General features: G+C 58.5%; 15 protein-coding genes. 5 read left to right on the top strand and 10 right to left on the bottom strand.

Translation table 11 applies throughout. The features are described from left to right. Nucleotides 1-3: 3 nt before the first annotated feature. From KI810_RS15020 to KI810_RS15000, 5 genes are all read left to right on the top strand, one after another. Complete coding sequence (locus KI810_RS15020; protein ID WP_214176385.1) at nucleotides 4-792, top strand: M23 family metallopeptidase; 789 nt, start codon at nucleotides 4-6, stop codon at nucleotides 790-792. Between the two features lie 227 nt (nucleotides 793-1,019). Continuing rightward, nucleotides 1,020-1,757 carry a response regulator gene (locus KI810_RS15015; protein ID WP_214176384.1) on the top strand — a complete coding sequence of 246 codons (738 nt, stop codon included), beginning with the start codon at nucleotides 1,020-1,022 and terminating at the stop codon, nucleotides 1,755-1,757. After that, nucleotides 1,685-1,879, top strand: coding sequence for a hypothetical protein (locus tag KI810_RS15010; RefSeq protein ID WP_214176383.1), 195 nt, complete (start codon nucleotides 1,685-1,687; stop codon nucleotides 1,877-1,879). The genes KI810_RS15015 and KI810_RS15010 overlap by 73 nt, the downstream gene beginning before the upstream one ends. A gap of 121 nt (nucleotides 1,880-2,000) precedes the next feature. Then, nucleotides 2,001-2,600 (top strand): DUF4410 domain-containing protein, encoded by a 600-nt coding sequence (locus KI810_RS15005; protein WP_214176382.1) that lies wholly within the window; start codon nucleotides 2,001-2,003, stop codon nucleotides 2,598-2,600. A 65-nt stretch (nucleotides 2,601-2,665) separates the two neighbouring features. Continuing rightward, nucleotides 2,666-4,441: a M3 family oligoendopeptidase gene (locus KI810_RS15000; RefSeq protein ID WP_214176381.1), complete on the top strand. Its 1,776-nt coding sequence runs from the start codon at nucleotides 2,666-2,668 to the stop codon at nucleotides 4,439-4,441. A gap of 66 nt (nucleotides 4,442-4,507) precedes the next feature. On the opposite strand, the gene KI810_RS14995 is transcribed toward KI810_RS15000, so the two are convergent. The 10 genes from KI810_RS14995 to KI810_RS14950 form a co-directional block, all read right to left on the bottom strand. Further along, complete coding sequence (locus KI810_RS14995; protein WP_214176380.1) at nucleotides 4,508-5,128, bottom strand: outer membrane protein; 621 nt, start codon at nucleotides 5,126-5,128, stop codon at nucleotides 4,508-4,510. A 168-nt stretch (nucleotides 5,129-5,296) separates the two neighbouring features. Then, nucleotides 5,297-5,986, bottom strand: coding sequence for a carbonic anhydrase (locus KI810_RS14990; protein WP_246525718.1), 690 nt, complete (start codon nucleotides 5,984-5,986; stop codon nucleotides 5,297-5,299). A 147-nt stretch (nucleotides 5,987-6,133) separates the two neighbouring features. Further along, complete coding sequence (gene hgcB / locus KI810_RS14985) at nucleotides 6,134-6,424, bottom strand: mercury methylation ferredoxin HgcB (protein ID WP_214176378.1); 291 nt, start codon at nucleotides 6,422-6,424, stop codon at nucleotides 6,134-6,136. A gap of 13 nt (nucleotides 6,425-6,437) precedes the next feature. Beyond that, entirely contained in the window at nucleotides 6,438-7,607 is a 1,170-nt protein-coding gene (hgcA, locus tag KI810_RS14980; RefSeq protein WP_250697414.1) for a mercury methylation corrinoid protein HgcA, read from the bottom strand. Next, nucleotides 7,604-8,467: an ATP-binding protein gene (locus tag KI810_RS14975; protein ID WP_214176376.1), complete on the bottom strand. Its 864-nt coding sequence runs from the start codon at nucleotides 8,465-8,467 to the stop codon at nucleotides 7,604-7,606. Before KI810_RS14975 ends, hgcA begins: the two co-directional genes overlap by 4 nt. 2 nt (nucleotides 8,468-8,469) lie before the next feature. Next, nucleotides 8,470-8,973: a hypothetical protein gene (locus KI810_RS14970; protein ID WP_214176375.1), complete on the bottom strand. Its 504-nt coding sequence runs from the start codon at nucleotides 8,971-8,973 to the stop codon at nucleotides 8,470-8,472. A gap of 58 nt (nucleotides 8,974-9,031) precedes the next feature. Beyond that, nucleotides 9,032-9,892: an oligopeptide ABC transporter permease gene (gene opp4C / locus KI810_RS14965; RefSeq protein WP_214176374.1), complete on the bottom strand. Its 861-nt coding sequence runs from the start codon at nucleotides 9,890-9,892 to the stop codon at nucleotides 9,032-9,034. Continuing rightward, nucleotides 9,889-10,878, bottom strand: coding sequence for an ABC transporter permease (locus KI810_RS14960; RefSeq protein WP_214176373.1), 990 nt, complete (start codon nucleotides 10,876-10,878; stop codon nucleotides 9,889-9,891). The genes opp4C and KI810_RS14960 overlap by 4 nt, the downstream gene beginning before the upstream one ends. Further along, nucleotides 10,878-12,497, bottom strand: coding sequence for a peptide-binding protein (locus KI810_RS14955; protein ID WP_214176372.1), 1,620 nt, complete (start codon nucleotides 12,495-12,497; stop codon nucleotides 10,878-10,880). Before KI810_RS14955 ends, KI810_RS14960 begins: the two co-directional genes overlap by 1 nt. After that, nucleotides 12,494-14,209 (bottom strand): tetratricopeptide repeat protein, encoded by a 1,716-nt coding sequence (locus KI810_RS14950; RefSeq protein WP_214176371.1) that lies wholly within the window; start codon nucleotides 14,207-14,209, stop codon nucleotides 12,494-12,496. Before KI810_RS14950 ends, KI810_RS14955 begins: the two co-directional genes overlap by 4 nt. Nucleotides 14,210-14,282: the final 73 nt, after the last annotated feature.

Raw genomic sequence — 14,282 nt, 5'->3', positions numbered from 1 at the left:
AACATGCCACATGCCAACACCCCCTTGTTCAGCCGGTTTTCCGCCTGCCTTCTTGCGCTGTTCATCGTGCTCCACGGCAATCTCTGTTCCAGCGCCGACACCCCGTCAGCGATTGTCGACAACGACTCATCCTGCGTAGCCTGCACGGAATTCGACCGTCTCAACACCCGGGTCCGGGACGGACTTACCGGAAAAGCGGCGGCAGCCGCTGAATTGCAGCGACTCCTCCCCCTCATTCGTGACTACTATTATGCCCATGGCGGCAAGGAGTACACCCCTGACGACTGGGTCTTCCCCCTTGCCGGCTACACACCGCGTGCAATCGCGGGTGGCAAACGGCACGGCTACGAACCTCGCGGCTATGACTGGTTTGCCGGTAACCGCCATGCCGCCCACCCTTCTCTCGATATCTTTATCCGCGACCGGAACCAGGATGAACGGGACGACCGGACCGGCGACCATGTCCCGGTGCTCTCCATGACCGGCGGCATCGTCGTGGCCACGGCAGCCGAATGGCAGGCCGGCAGCAGGCTGCGGGGGGGCAAGTACCTCTGGATATACGATCCGTCAACCGACTCCCTCCTCTACTACGCCCACAACCGGCAACTTGCCGCCACCATCGGCACGATTGTCAAACCGGGCGACGTAATCGCCACCGTCGGCAGAAGCGGCTACAATGCCGCCAAAAAACGTTCTCCCACCCATCTGCATCTCACCTGGCTGAAGTACAAAAACGGCAGTCTCCTCCCTGTAAATCCCTATCCCATTCTCGTCAAAAGTCGTAACCGGTGAGCTTTTACGCCATTTGCAACCGTTAATGCTCTACCTGTAGGTCTTTAAGCGACACTTGCCTCGTATAACCCCTCTTTTGAAAGCATCATATTTCATTTATCCCGTCCACTGCCCGTTTGGGTTGCAGCCAGCGCCAGAAATTTCTCCGCAATACATGCTTGTCAAATAACGTATTTGTTGGTATGGTTTAATTATTAATTTTTATGCCTGAATACGAGGAGCGGAACATGAACCAACTCATGACCTGGCTGGAAGAGCGGGAACTGGACATCGCGGCAATCTACCACACCGCCTCCCTGCTTTTCGCCGATGATCACGATTTTGCCCGTTTCCTGAAGACCCTTGCCGCCCAGGAAAACGACCATGGCGACTTTTTCCATACCATTGCGGAGAGCGATACCTGTCCTCCCCTGGAAGAACTCAAGCAGCAGTTCGGCACTGTCACCGGCGAAAACATGGAGGGCATGCTGAGAACGGCACGACATCGCATCGCCGACCCGCACCTTACCAAGAAAGGGATGATAGAACTCATCGCCGCCCTCGAATTTTCCGAGTGGAATTCGCTGTTCCTCTATGTGATGGGGTGGGCTGCGGGTGAGGACCGTGAATTTCAGCGAATGGTTGCCGAAATTGAACACCATCGCCGGACAATCGAAGACTATCTTCTGGAGCAGCCGGAACACGACGACTACCTCCAGATCATCCGCAATCTCGCCCCCCTCTGGCAAAAACGCATACTGATACTGGAGGACGACCCGGACATGACCCGGCTCCTCACCATCATCATGTCGCCCTATGGCAAGCTGGTTGTCACCCATAGCGGCAGTGAGGCCCTTGCACGTCTGCGCCAGAAGCATTTCGACGCAATCATTCGGATGTGGAGATGCCGGAAATGGACGACGTCGAGTTTTATCGGCAGGCCATCTCCATCGATCCTGCCATCCGCCGACATTTCCTCTTCCTGACCGGCACCACGCGGTCAAAAGACCTCTCCTTCATCAAAAGCACCGGGGCATCACAGCTGAAAAAGCCGGCCAAGCTCGCCACTATCCGGGAGGCGGTGGTCGGCGTACTCCACGCCGCATGACACCCTGTGCAGCCGTATTCTCGGACATCGGGCTGAGGGGCCTTCCACCCTCATCGCTCCTTGACACGCACCGGCAATGGGATTATCCTTGCCAGCATCTATTTTTATTGAGGAGGAGCGTATGAAACGGCAGATAATGGGGCTGTTGGTGGGAATGGCATTTCTTGTTGCGGCTGCGCCGGTTTTGGCAGAGGAAAAACCGCTTGCAAAGCCTGATGTCCTGACCGAAGAAGAGGTGTTCACCTCGCAGAAACTTTCCAGCTATGATACCATCGTCATCCGCGACCTGAAACTCGAGGGGGCAGAGCTCACAAACATCGACGACGAAGAGATGCCCAAATTCGAGGCAATGAAACCGATGCTCGCCAGAACCGTGACCGACAGTCTCGAAATGGAACTCAAACTGCGCAAGCTTTTCAAGACCATACTCAAAAATGGTACCCCGCAGGGAAAGGCCATTATACTCGAGGGGTCATTTACCGAATTCAACGGTGGGAACCGTGCAGCAAGGTTCTGGGTTGGCTTCGGCGCAGGGAAAACGTATCTGAAGGTAAAGGGACAGTTGATCGACGCCGAGACCGGCAAACAGCTTGCGACATTCGAGGACCGGGAAACCGGTTACAAAGGGGTCGCTTCGCTTGAGAGCTTCGACGGGCTCTTCCCCCACCAGGCCAAAAGCCTCGGCGAAAACATCGCCAACTTCATTCAAAAACTTTACTGATTTTTATACATTACTTGGCACCTGACGGGAGCGCACTGACGCTCCCATTTTTTTGAAAGGACCCCATGACAACCGACATCACCAGCATGACCTGGGATACCACCCGCCTCTACCCGGGTCCCGCAGCAGCCGAACTTGACGCCGATTTTGCCACGGGCAGAACCCGGGCCGAGGCTTTCCGCACCCAGTACCAGGGGAAAATAGCCGGCCTCGACGACGATGCGCTGCTGGAAGCGCTGTCCGCCTACGAGACTCTGGAAGAGTTCCTCGTCAAGCCCCAGCTCTATGCCTATCTCCTTTTCGCCGCCGACTCGGGTGACGATACCGTCAAGCGCCTCTCCCAACGGGCGGCCGAATTCGGCAACCGGATGAGCCGGGAACTCCTCTTCTTTGACCTGGAACTCATCCATCTGCCCGATGACCGGTACGCTGCCCTGACCTCAGACACCCGCTTTGCCGGCTACCGCCATTACCTGGCCAGCCTGCGAAAGTTCCGCCCCCACACCCTGGCGGAGAGGGAAGAAAGCCTCCTCAAACAGAAGAACCTCACGGGAGTCGAGGCCTTCAACCGCCTCTTCGACGAGCTTTCCGCATCGTTCACCTTCCGGTTCCAGGTGGATGGGGAGGAACGGGACTACACCGGCGAAGAGCTTCTGGGGCTCCTCCACCATCCGTCCCCCGACGTTCGGGAACGTGCCTTCGGCGTATTTCTGGAGCGTCACGCCGAGCACGGGATAGTGTATGCGGCGGTCTTCAACAATGTCGCCCTCGACCACGGTCAGGACATGGAGTTACGCAGCTACCGCTACCCCATGGAGCCGACCAACCTGGGGAACGAGCTGTCGGCGGAGGTGGTGGAGCGTCTCATGTCGGTCAGCGAGGCCAACTACCCGCTGGCCCAGGAATACTTTCGGCTGAAAGCGCGCCTGCTCGGGCTGCCGCAGCTGAAAAACACCGACATCTATGCGCCGGTGGGAGAGACCGGCAGGACTTACTCCTTCGATGAGGCGAAGGAGCTGGTGCTGGCTGCCTACGGCGATTTCTCCACCGAGTTCCGCGACATCGCCGCCACGTTCTTCCGGGAGCGGCACATCGACGTCCTCCCCCGCCCCGGCAAGGGGGGTGGCGCCTTCTGCATGGGGATGACCCCCCACCTGTCTCCCTACGTTCTCCTCAACTTCACCGGCAACCTCCGGGACGTGGCGACCCTGGCCCACGAACTGGGACATGGCATTCACTTCGTCCTCGCCCAGCAGCAGACCATGGTCAACTACCACGCACCGCTCCCCCTTGCCGAAACGGCGTCGGTGTTCGGCGAGATGCTCCTGACCCGTTACCTGCTGGCCCGGGAGAATGACCCGTCGGTCAAGATCGCCCTTCTCTGCGCCAAGATCGAGGACATCATCGCCACCACCTTCCGCCAGAACGTCCTGACCCGCTTCGAGGAGCGGCTTCACCGGGAGCGCGCCACGGGCCTTCTGACCGCCGGCCGCATCGGTGATATCTGGTGGGAAGAGAACGGAAAACTGTATGGCGACGCCGTCACCATGATCGAACCGTACCGCTGGGGGTGGAGCTACATCTCCCACTTCATCCACGCCCGCTTCTACTGCTACTCCTACACCTTTGCCGAACTGCTTGTGCTCTCCCTCTACCGCAACTACCTGGTACAGGGCGAGTCATTCATCCCCTGCTACCGCACCATACTCGCCAGCGGAGGTTCCCTGTCGCCGGCCGACACGGTACGACCGGCCGGCGTTGACCTGACGGCCCCGGATTTCTGGCAGAGCGGATATGATGTGCTGCGGGAGCTGATCGAAGAACTGAAGAGGCTGGTCTGACCCGCACAAAAAAAAAGCCGGTGCGACCGCACCGGCTTTTTCGTGCCTGCAAGAATGCTGCTGATATCAGAATTTGAATTTTACGCCAACGGTCACGTTGTGGCTATCCAGTTCAATCTCTCTGAAGTCAAAATGGATGTTTTCCGTACCGAAATAGCGGTACCCTATATCCAATGCCACGTTCCTGCTGAGATCGATGCACACCCCGCCCCCGGCCTGATAGGCGAAAACGGTTTCCTCTTCTGAATCATAGTAGTACTGATTGTAGTACCCATTATCAAAACTGACCGTGGCGAAACCGATCCCCCCTCCCAGGTACGGAGTCACATTCGTATTGTTACGCAAGTCGAAGAACAGATTCGCCATGCCGCTGAATGCCCAGAGGGAATCGTTATACCCGTAATAACCATAACTGTAAGTACCGGCAGCCCTGTCCAGCTCAGCCTCCCGGTAGGCCAGCTCTCCTTCCAGGCGAAGACCGCTGTCGAACGCATAACCGCCGAAGGCGGTAAGGACATACCCCGTATCGTACGACTGGTTTCCCCGCGTGCCATCGAAGTTCGTAACCGTGCTGTCCTGGGGCATGAAAACACCGGCAGCACCACCAACATACCCGCCGGCACCAAAACAGACTGAAGACATTGCCAGCACCAGTATACCAGCGAGCACCATCGTCACATTTTTCATGGGTATCACCTCATACATGGAATAGCAACAACCTGCCTTAACTGTTTACCATCGTTTCCCCATTAGTCAAACTGTCACTGACCGGAAACACCGCGTCATACAACGAAAAAAGCAGGACCCGCTCCGGAAAGAGCAGGTCCTGTCGAACGTGGCGAACATGGCACCAACCTATTTTGCTTCCAGCTTCGTCACCTTGCCGTCATCCAGGTCGTACTTGGCGGTTACGACCTTGACCTTTCCTTCCTTGAGCATATGCCTGATGACCGGCGATTTTTTCTGGATATTGGCGGCCACGAGCCGTATGTTGTCGTTGATGGCAGTTTCCACCAGTTCCGCTTTCTCCTTGCCTGCGGCTTCCTTCCGCGCCTTTTTCACCGCAGGCGCAATCTCCTTGACAATGGCGCCGATATTCCCCTCCGGTTTCCCTTTTGCATCGACGGCCGCGGTTACGGCACCGCAGCGCTCATGGCCGAGCACCACGACCAGGGGCGAACCGAGGTGTTCCGCGGCGTATTCGATGCTGCCGAGAACGATGGGATCCACAACGTTACCAGCCACCCGTACCACAAAGATTTCGCCGAGCCCCTCGTCGAATATCAGTTCAGGCGGCACCCGGGAATCGGAACAGGAGACGATGATCGCATAGGGTTTTTGCCCCTTGGCGAGCGTATCGCGAGCCGCAAGGTCACAGTTTTTCACACCGGTCATTTTGCTTTCAAGATATCGCGTATTCCCGTCCATCAGCTTCTGCCACGCTTCATCGGCAGAGATGCCCGCTCCCCCGCCGGATGCCGCTGCCGCAGCGCTCCAGGCTGTCAGAACCACTACGGCACCATACTTGATTACGTTTCTTCCCATTCTCTTCATTTCCATTCCTCCATGGTGTTAAAGTTAGACACTGTTAACACTTTTTCCCTTCCGAGTCAATTTCATTCAGGATATTAAAAGTGGGACAGATGCCGCTTGCCAGCCGGAGCGGCATAAAGGGCTGGAGTGGAGGCGGTTTCAGCAGCAGCCATCCCCCCTGCGACGCCGCAGGTTAAGACTGTCGAACCATTCGTTGATCATTCCCGCCGCACAGCCGACCCCCGCATCCACGTTTATTGCCTTTACCGGACAGTTGAGGGCACAGGCACCGCACTCCATGCAGGCATCGAAGGCGCGAATAGCTGCCTTTCTTCCTTCGAGAGAAAACACCTGGTGGGGACAGACTACCGCGCACATCCCGCAACCGATACAGGTGTCTTGGTCAAGTTCCAGGGTTGCCACGTTTTTCAGATAGCTGAAACCTTTCAAAGGGCCTCTCCTGTTAGTGGTAGAGGGGAGCTAACATTCCCGCAACCCATGCCGCAACACCGGCGAGGACGGCTACGGCCATGAGCGGCAGGGAAATGCGCATCTCTTTCTTCACGCCCGAGCGGGAAGTAAAGGGGGTGCTGCCGGTGAAATTAAGGGAGAAAAAGGCGCTCACCGCCGGCAGGACAAGAAAAAGCGCCGCCGATTCCAGCCGTCTCCCCGTAGCGGAAAGGCCGGCAAAGAGCAGTGCCAAGAGCAATCCGGCCAGTGCCCCTTTAACCGCAAAGCTTGGCGTCGGCAGCCACGGGAGCAGCACGGGGGTTACCACGGCCCCGGCGATCACACCCCCAAGCCAGACCACGAGAGGGAAAAAAGCAGCCGGAGCTGTAAAACCGTACGCCATACCCGCCAGAAGGTAAAGGACCGCAAGGATAGGGAGTGAAACCTTGAGTGCGGAAACCAATTCGACAGGAACGAGCACCAGCCGCTCCCCCGCGGTAAAGGTGAGTTCCCCCATGGCCGGGGTGGCCTTCTGACCGTTGTCGAGGTAGAGGGGGAGGTCTTCGATCCGGATGGTGGTGAACCTGGCGGTGAAGCCGGTCCGCTGCCTGACTTCCTGTGCCTTGACACCTGGCGCCCCAAGGAGCGGCAGGAGAATGGTGCGATGCGTCACCACCCGGGCCAGGCCGCTCGCCTCCAGCCGGCGTACCAGCTCGCCGGTACCGAAGGTTCCCTTCCCCGCCGCACACCAGACATTGATGCCATACGTCTCCAGCACCAGAAGCCAGATATCACGTCCCGCCATGGCTTGCCGCACCAGGTCGTAGCTCATCTTGTAGTTGGCGGTAACCGCCACCGGATCGGCGGGGCCGGGGGTTCCGATGGCGTAGAGCCCCGGCGGCACCAGGTAGGACATCCTGCCGATCCCCCAGCGCGCCTTCCAGGCACCGGCACGGTCGCGGAAACGGAGGGTGGAGGAGATGACCGGCACCCTGCCAACCAGGGTCTCCAGCCAGCGGATGAACCCGGGAACATTCTCGTCGATGGACCCGCTGACCGCGGGTGTCTTGGGGCCTCAACAGGGAGGCTTGTCAATCTCCGGCCCTTCAGGCGAAACGCTCGAGCACGGCTCCACCGGTTTCACGGAACGAATACCCCCTGCTGAAAGCGGTTTCTGTGTCACGCGTCAATCCTTCCCGCCAGGTCGTCGATGAACTGGCGTGCCGCCCTGCCCGACCGTTGCCCCTTGTAGAGCGCCCACCTGAGTGCCTCCCGTCGCAGGTCATCCCGGTTTGTGTCAAGTCCCAGGCTGTCGGCGTAATGGTCAACGATGGCAAGATAGGTATCCTGGCTGAAGGGATGGAAACTGAGGGTGAGGCCGAACCGGTCGGCCAGGGAAAGCTTGTCGGAAACCGCCTCCTCCGGATGGATCTCCTCCCGGAGGTTGTCCCCCATCGTTTCGGGCATCAGGTGGCGCCGATTGGAGGTGGCATAGATGAGCATATTGCCGGGACGTGCTTCGATTCCGCCATCAAGAAGGGTTTTCAACTCCTGGTACGTGGCGTCCCCCGCGGCAAAGGAGAGGTCGTCACAGAAAACAATGAACCGGTAGGGTACACAGCGGACAAGTGCCGATATCCGTGGCAGGCTCAGGAGTTCTCCCCGCTCCACCTCGATCAGGCGCAGGCCATGGTCGGCAAATAGCCGCAGGAGCCCTTTGACGCAGGATGATTTGCCGGTCCCTCGCTCCCCCCAGAGGAGAACGTTGTTGGCAGGCCGGCCAGCGACGAACTGGGCGGTGTTGCGCACCAGTTCCGCTTTGGCAATATCGACTCCGACCAGGTCGTCCAGATCGGGCAGGTGGGGGTGCCGAACCGGTACAAGGCGGCCGGCGCCCCCCTTCCCTTCCCAGCGGAACGCCTGGCACTGGGTGAAAACAGTCTCGTCCAGCGGTTCGGACACCCCATAGCGGTCCATGAGAACTTCCGCCTTTGCCAGAAAACTCTCAAGCCTCCCTATCACTGTTTCCCACCGGTCCGGCATCGTCAATCCTCCTTCAGACTGCAGCCCTTTTCCCAGGCGACATACCCGTCCCCCTTGATAGCCCAGAACTCCTCGATCCGGCGCTCGTAGAAGGCCAGATCGCCACATTCCTGCTCGACCTGCCGGAGAAAACGGTCGGAAACGAGCTTGCGGCCATGGAGATAGCGGTAAAAGGAGAGAATTCCCTCCAGGTACCGGCCAAGCTGGGCAATATCAGGCTCGATGGTGCTCACGATGTACCAGTTACCGGCAAACTGGCGAACAAGGCCTGGACGCTCGTCGAATACGTTGCGCGACCGGTTGTCCACGACGAAATCACGGACATAGTAATCGGCTCCGTTCGCTAGGCGGGTCGCCGCTTCGGGAGACTCCCCCCCTTCCAGGAGTGCATCGTAGAACCCCCGCAGGAGATCCTGGCAGAGACGATCGACGCGAAGAGCATCATCCAGGGTTTCCTGGTCGAAATCCTTTTTATTGATCTTCAGTTCCGCATAACTGGCTGACATGGTGCGTTACCTCTGCTTGCGTGAAATATCCGTGCGTGACGAATGGTACCCACATTATTCACCGACGAGAGCTGAACCGGGGATCGATGGCGTCCCGAATCCCCTCCCCCACCAGGTAGTAGGAGAGAACGGTGACCATGATGGCGAGACCGGGAAAGAGGAAAAGCCACCAGGCGAATTCGAGGAATTCCTTGCCGGATGCCAGAATGTTCCCCCAGCTCGGCGTAGGAGGCGGAACGCCGATGCCGAGGAAGGAGAGGGACGACTCGGTCAGGATGGCGCCGGCGATGCCGAGGGTGGCGTACACCAGAACCGGCCCCACGGCGTTGGGGAGAATGTGGCGAAAGATGATGCGCATATCGGAACAGCCGATCACCCGGGCCGCCAGGACATAGTCCCGTTCCCTGATGGAAAGGACCTCGGCCCGCACCAGCCGGGCTACCCCCATCCATCCCGTAAGGCCGATGATCAGCATGATGTACCAGATGGAGGGCTCCAGAAGGGCTATCACTGCCAGAATCAGGAAAAAGGTCGGGAAGCAGAACATGATGTCGACGAACCGCATCAGCAGGCTGTCCAGCCAGCCGCCATAATAACCGGACACGAGGCCGACGACGGTGCCAATGAGGGTGGCGATGCCGACGGCGACAAAACCGACCTTGAGGGATATCTGGGCGCCGTAGAGCATGCGGGTGAAGACGTCACGCCCCACCTCGTCGGTACCGAACCAGTGGGCTGATGATGGCGGAAGCAGGACATGATAGGCATCGAGTGAGTTCGGTTCGTAGGGGGTTATGAACGGGGCCAGGATCGACAGTACGAACAGGGCAAGCACCACCATACCTCCGGCCAGGGCAAACCGGTTTTCCCGGAACCGCCGCCAGACCACGTCCCGCAGGTAACTGTCACGCCGGGTCATAACGCACGCTCCCGCCCGTGTCGTATGCGGGGATCGGCTATGGCATAGGCCAGGTCTGCCAGCAGGTTGCCGAGCAGAGTCAGCACGGCACCGATGACAAGAACCCCCATTACCAGCGGATAATCGCGGGCCATGACCCCGTCCATGAAGAGTTTCCCCATGCCGGGAATGGCGAAGATGCTTTCGAAAATGACACTGCCACCGATGAGCGCCGGTATCGACAGGCCAAGAATGGTGATGGCAGGCAGGAGCGCGTTGCGCAGGGCATGACGGTAGATGACGACCCGTTCCGGCAGGCCTTTGGCCCGGGCGGTCATGATGTAATCCTGTCCAAGCACCTCGATCATGCCGGTCCGCATATAGCGGGACAGACCGGCCAGGCTGCCGAAGGTCGCGACCCCAAGGGGAATGACGAGATGCTTTGCCATATCTCCAACCCGCCACCAGAAGCCGTGGGCCTCGTATCCGAGAGAGTGAAGCCCGGAAATGGGGAGCCAGTCGAGCTTGACGCCGAACAGATACATGAGGATGAGACTGAGCCAGAAGAGCGGCGTTGCGAAGCCGAGAAAGACGAATACCGTGGTCCAGCGGTCGAGGGGACCGTCGCGATGGGTTGCGGCCATGATGCCGATGGGGATGGCGAGGGCGAATTCAAGGATGAGAACGATAAGATTGAGAGAGATGGTTACCGGCAGCCGCTCCCGGATCTTGGTGATGACGGGACGGCCGTCGGGGGCGAAAGACCGGCCGAAATCGAGCCGCACCAACCGGGAGACCCACTTGGCGTACTGCACGTGAAGCGGCTTGTCCAGTTCATAGAACTTGCGCAGCCGTTCCCGGGCCTCCGCCGACACCTTGGGGTTCATGGCTACCTGCATCTCCACCGGCTCCCCGGGAGCGAGGTGGATAACCGTAAAGGTGATGACGGTTATGCCGACGAGAAGCGGGATCATCAGCAGCAGACGTTTGGCGAGATAATAGAGCATCAGTACACCTGCTCCCCTTTCGGCACATACCACCTGATGAAATTGTGCATGATCCCCGCCGGAGCCGGTTCGATTCCCCGGAACCGCGCGCTCACCACCGGCAGGGCATCGGGAACATAGAGGAACGTATAGGGCTGGTCCTCCGCCAGTATCTCCTGGATACGGTAGTAACAGCGCCTGCGCTCCTCCTGATCGAAGGTCCCCCGTCCCTGTTCGATGAGCCGGTCAACTTCCGCATTTTTGTAACCGACGAAGTTCAGCTCCCGGGGCCCCGTCTTGCTGGAATGCCAGACGTCGAACAGGTCCGGGTCCTGGCCGATGGTCCAGCCGAGAATGATCGCCTGGAAATCACCCTTGTCGATGAAATTCTTGAGGAAGGAGGCCCATTCTATGGTCCGTATCTTGACCTCGATGCCAACCGCCTTCAGGCGCTGCTGGATAATGAGCGCGGTTTTCAGACGTTGGTCGTTCCCCTGGTTGGTCAGGATGGTGAAGGAAAACGGCTTGCCGTCCTTGACCAGGATGCCGTCGTCGTTCTTGTCTCGCCAGCCCGCTTCTGCCAGAAGCGCTCGGGCCCGGTCGGGATTGTAGGTGAAGTCACGCACGTTGGGATTATAGGCCCACGTGCCGGGTTTATAGGGACCGTGGGCCACCTGCCCCATGCCAAACTGCACCCCCTGGATGATCTCATCCTTGCTGATGGCCGACGTGATGGCCTGCCTGACCCGTCGGTCGCTGAACAGCGGATGGCGGAGATTGTACCCCAGGTAGGTATAGGCGGAAGCGGGATAGCGGTATTTGTTGAAACGGGAAAGGAATTCCTTCGTGGTGGTCTGCCGCTGGTACTGCACCGGCGTGAGCCCCATCATGTCGAGCCCGCCCGCCTTGAGCTCCATGTACATGGTGGCAGTATCGGGGATGATCCGGTAGACGTAGCGATCGATGTACGGTCTTCCCTCGTAATAGTCATGGTTGGATTCCAGCACGAGCTTCTGGCCGGCAATCCACTCCTTGAAGCGGTACGGGCCGGTTCCTACCGGCTGGCGAGCCAGTTCGCTCCTGGTGACATCCTTGCCTTCCAGAAGATGGGCAGGGAGAATCTCGACCCCCCACGACTCCAGGGCAGGAGCGAAAGGCTTTGCATAGGTGACCCTGAAAGTATAAGGGTCGGGCGCTTCAGCCCGTTTCACCTGTTTGAAATTCTCGGCATAGGCTGTGGGGGTTTTGGGGTCTATGGTGACCCGGTAGGTATAGAGAACATCACGGGAAGTGAACGGTTGGCCATCATGCCACGTTACACCCTTGCGCAGGTGAAAGGTTATGGTAAGACCATCGCGGGAAATCTCCCATTTCTCGGCCAGATCACCCTCAAGCTTCAGATTCTTGTCGTACCTTACCAGCCCGTTGTAGATTTGCCCCGCAACATCCCGGGACGCGCTGTCGGAGGCCAGCAGAGGGAGAAGGGTCGAGGGTTCACCGATGGAGCCCGCCACCAGGGCATCTCCGTAGGCAGGGATGCCTGGAAGCCGCGGACCGGCGGGAACTGCCTGTTTCCCTTCATTACAGGCAGCGAGAGAAAAAACGAGCAGTACCAGGCAGACGAGCCGGCAGCGGTTCATTTTTCGCCGATCTCCGCCTTGATTTTCCTGATCCTGTCCGCCACGTCCCGGCGCTCCGGGTCCAGCCTGAGAGCCTTGCGGTAGAGGGCAAGCGCCTTGCGGATGTCATGCCTTGCATAATAGACGTCGGCGAGATGCGCGGTGATGGTGGCATCGTCGTCCACAAGCGTCAGTGCCTTCTCCAGCTGTTCGATGGCATCGTCGTAACGCTTGAGCTTGAAGTATACCCATCCCAGGCTGTCAAGGATGAAGCCGTCATCGGGACGCAGCGCCACCGCTCGTGTCAGGTACTGGAGCGCCTGATCCAGGTTGGTCCCGAGTTCGGCATAGGTGTACCCCAGGTAGTTGAGGGCCTGGGCATCGTCGGGCACCAGTGTCAGCACCTTTTTCATCCGGGCGATTGACTCATCCTTCTTCCCCACCTTGTCGAAGAGAACACCGAGGCGAAACTGCAGGCGGGGATCGCTCGGAAAGCGGCTCTCCACATCGGTAAGCGTCTTGAGCCCTTTCTCCGGTTTGCCGAGAGAATCATGGTAGCCGGCCAGATTGAGGTATACTTCGACCTTGTCCGGATAGGCCGCGATGAGTGCTTCAAGAATTTCCAGACCACGTGCCGGTTCACCATTATCCTTATAGAGATAGGCGATGTGTACCTGGGCATCGACGTAGCTGGCGCTATCCCGCGGAATTTTGCCGAACTCGGCAATCGCCTTTTCATTCTCCTCGATCTCCTCGTAGGCGGAAGCGAGGTAGAAGCGTGCCTGGTGCGCCTCCGGCTCCTTAGCGAGAATGTCGTTGAATTCGGCTATGGCGTCGTCATACCGCTCCAGCTCCAGATAGATCAGGCCGATCTTCCGCTGCACATCGAGGGTGCTCACCCCCGAGTGCTTGATTTCAGAGAGAAGTGAAAGCGCATCTTCCAGGCGCTGCTGCTGGATATAGAGCTGGATCAGGTGGTGAATGACATTGTAGTTGAGGGGATTTACCTCAAGCAGCTGTTTATAGGCTGCAATGGCGTCGCCATAGAGGCCGTGGGTTTCCTGGCTGATTGCCAGGTCGAGGAGGGCCTGCTCGAAATCCGGTTTCAGTTCGACTGCCTTCCGGTAATACCCGATCGCCTCTTTCGAGAGCTTCATCTGGTCGTAGGTCTTGCCGAGGTAATAATTGCCGAGATGCGAATCGGGAACCACCTTGAGAAGGTCCTTGAGGGTCTTGACCGCTTCCTCGTATTCGAACAGTTTCACATACACGACAGCCAGTTGAAGGTAGACATCCTCCTTGGTCGGATCGATTTCGATCGCCTGCTTGTAGTGGAGACTCGCCTCCCGGTCCCGCTTCATCCCGACAAGGATGCCGCCGGCCAGAATGTGGGGCTCAGCGCTCTTCGGGTCGAGTGTGATGGCTCTTTCGCAGGCATCCAGGGCTTCCTGGTACCGGTTCATCTTGGCGTAAACGGTTGCGATCGCTGTCTGGAGATAAGCCCCCTTCGGGTCGGCTTCCGCAGCGGCAAGCATAAGCGCCAGAGCACCATCCAGATCGCCATCCAGGGCATGGATCCGGGCGAGCGAAAAGATGTACATCGCTCGCGAGTCGCTGATATTCAGAGTCGTGTGGGGAGAAACAGCCGAAACATCATCATTTCTGATCTGGCCTGCCGTGCAGGCAGACAGCAGCGAGGAAAGAACGAGTGTCGCCAGTAATGCATTTTTCATGTGACGTCCTGACAAGATAACAGCAGCTTCGTATGTAACGGGTCGCAAGAACCGTGGTTGAAACGCCAGGCCC

The sequence above is a fragment of the Geomobilimonas luticola genome, from assembly GCF_018476905.1.
GTDB lineage: Bacteria > Desulfobacterota > Desulfuromonadia > Geobacterales > Geobacteraceae > Geomobilimonas > Geomobilimonas luticola.
The sequence above is the reverse complement of the archived record's forward strand: the minus strand, read 5'-3'. Positions and strand labels throughout refer to the sequence as shown.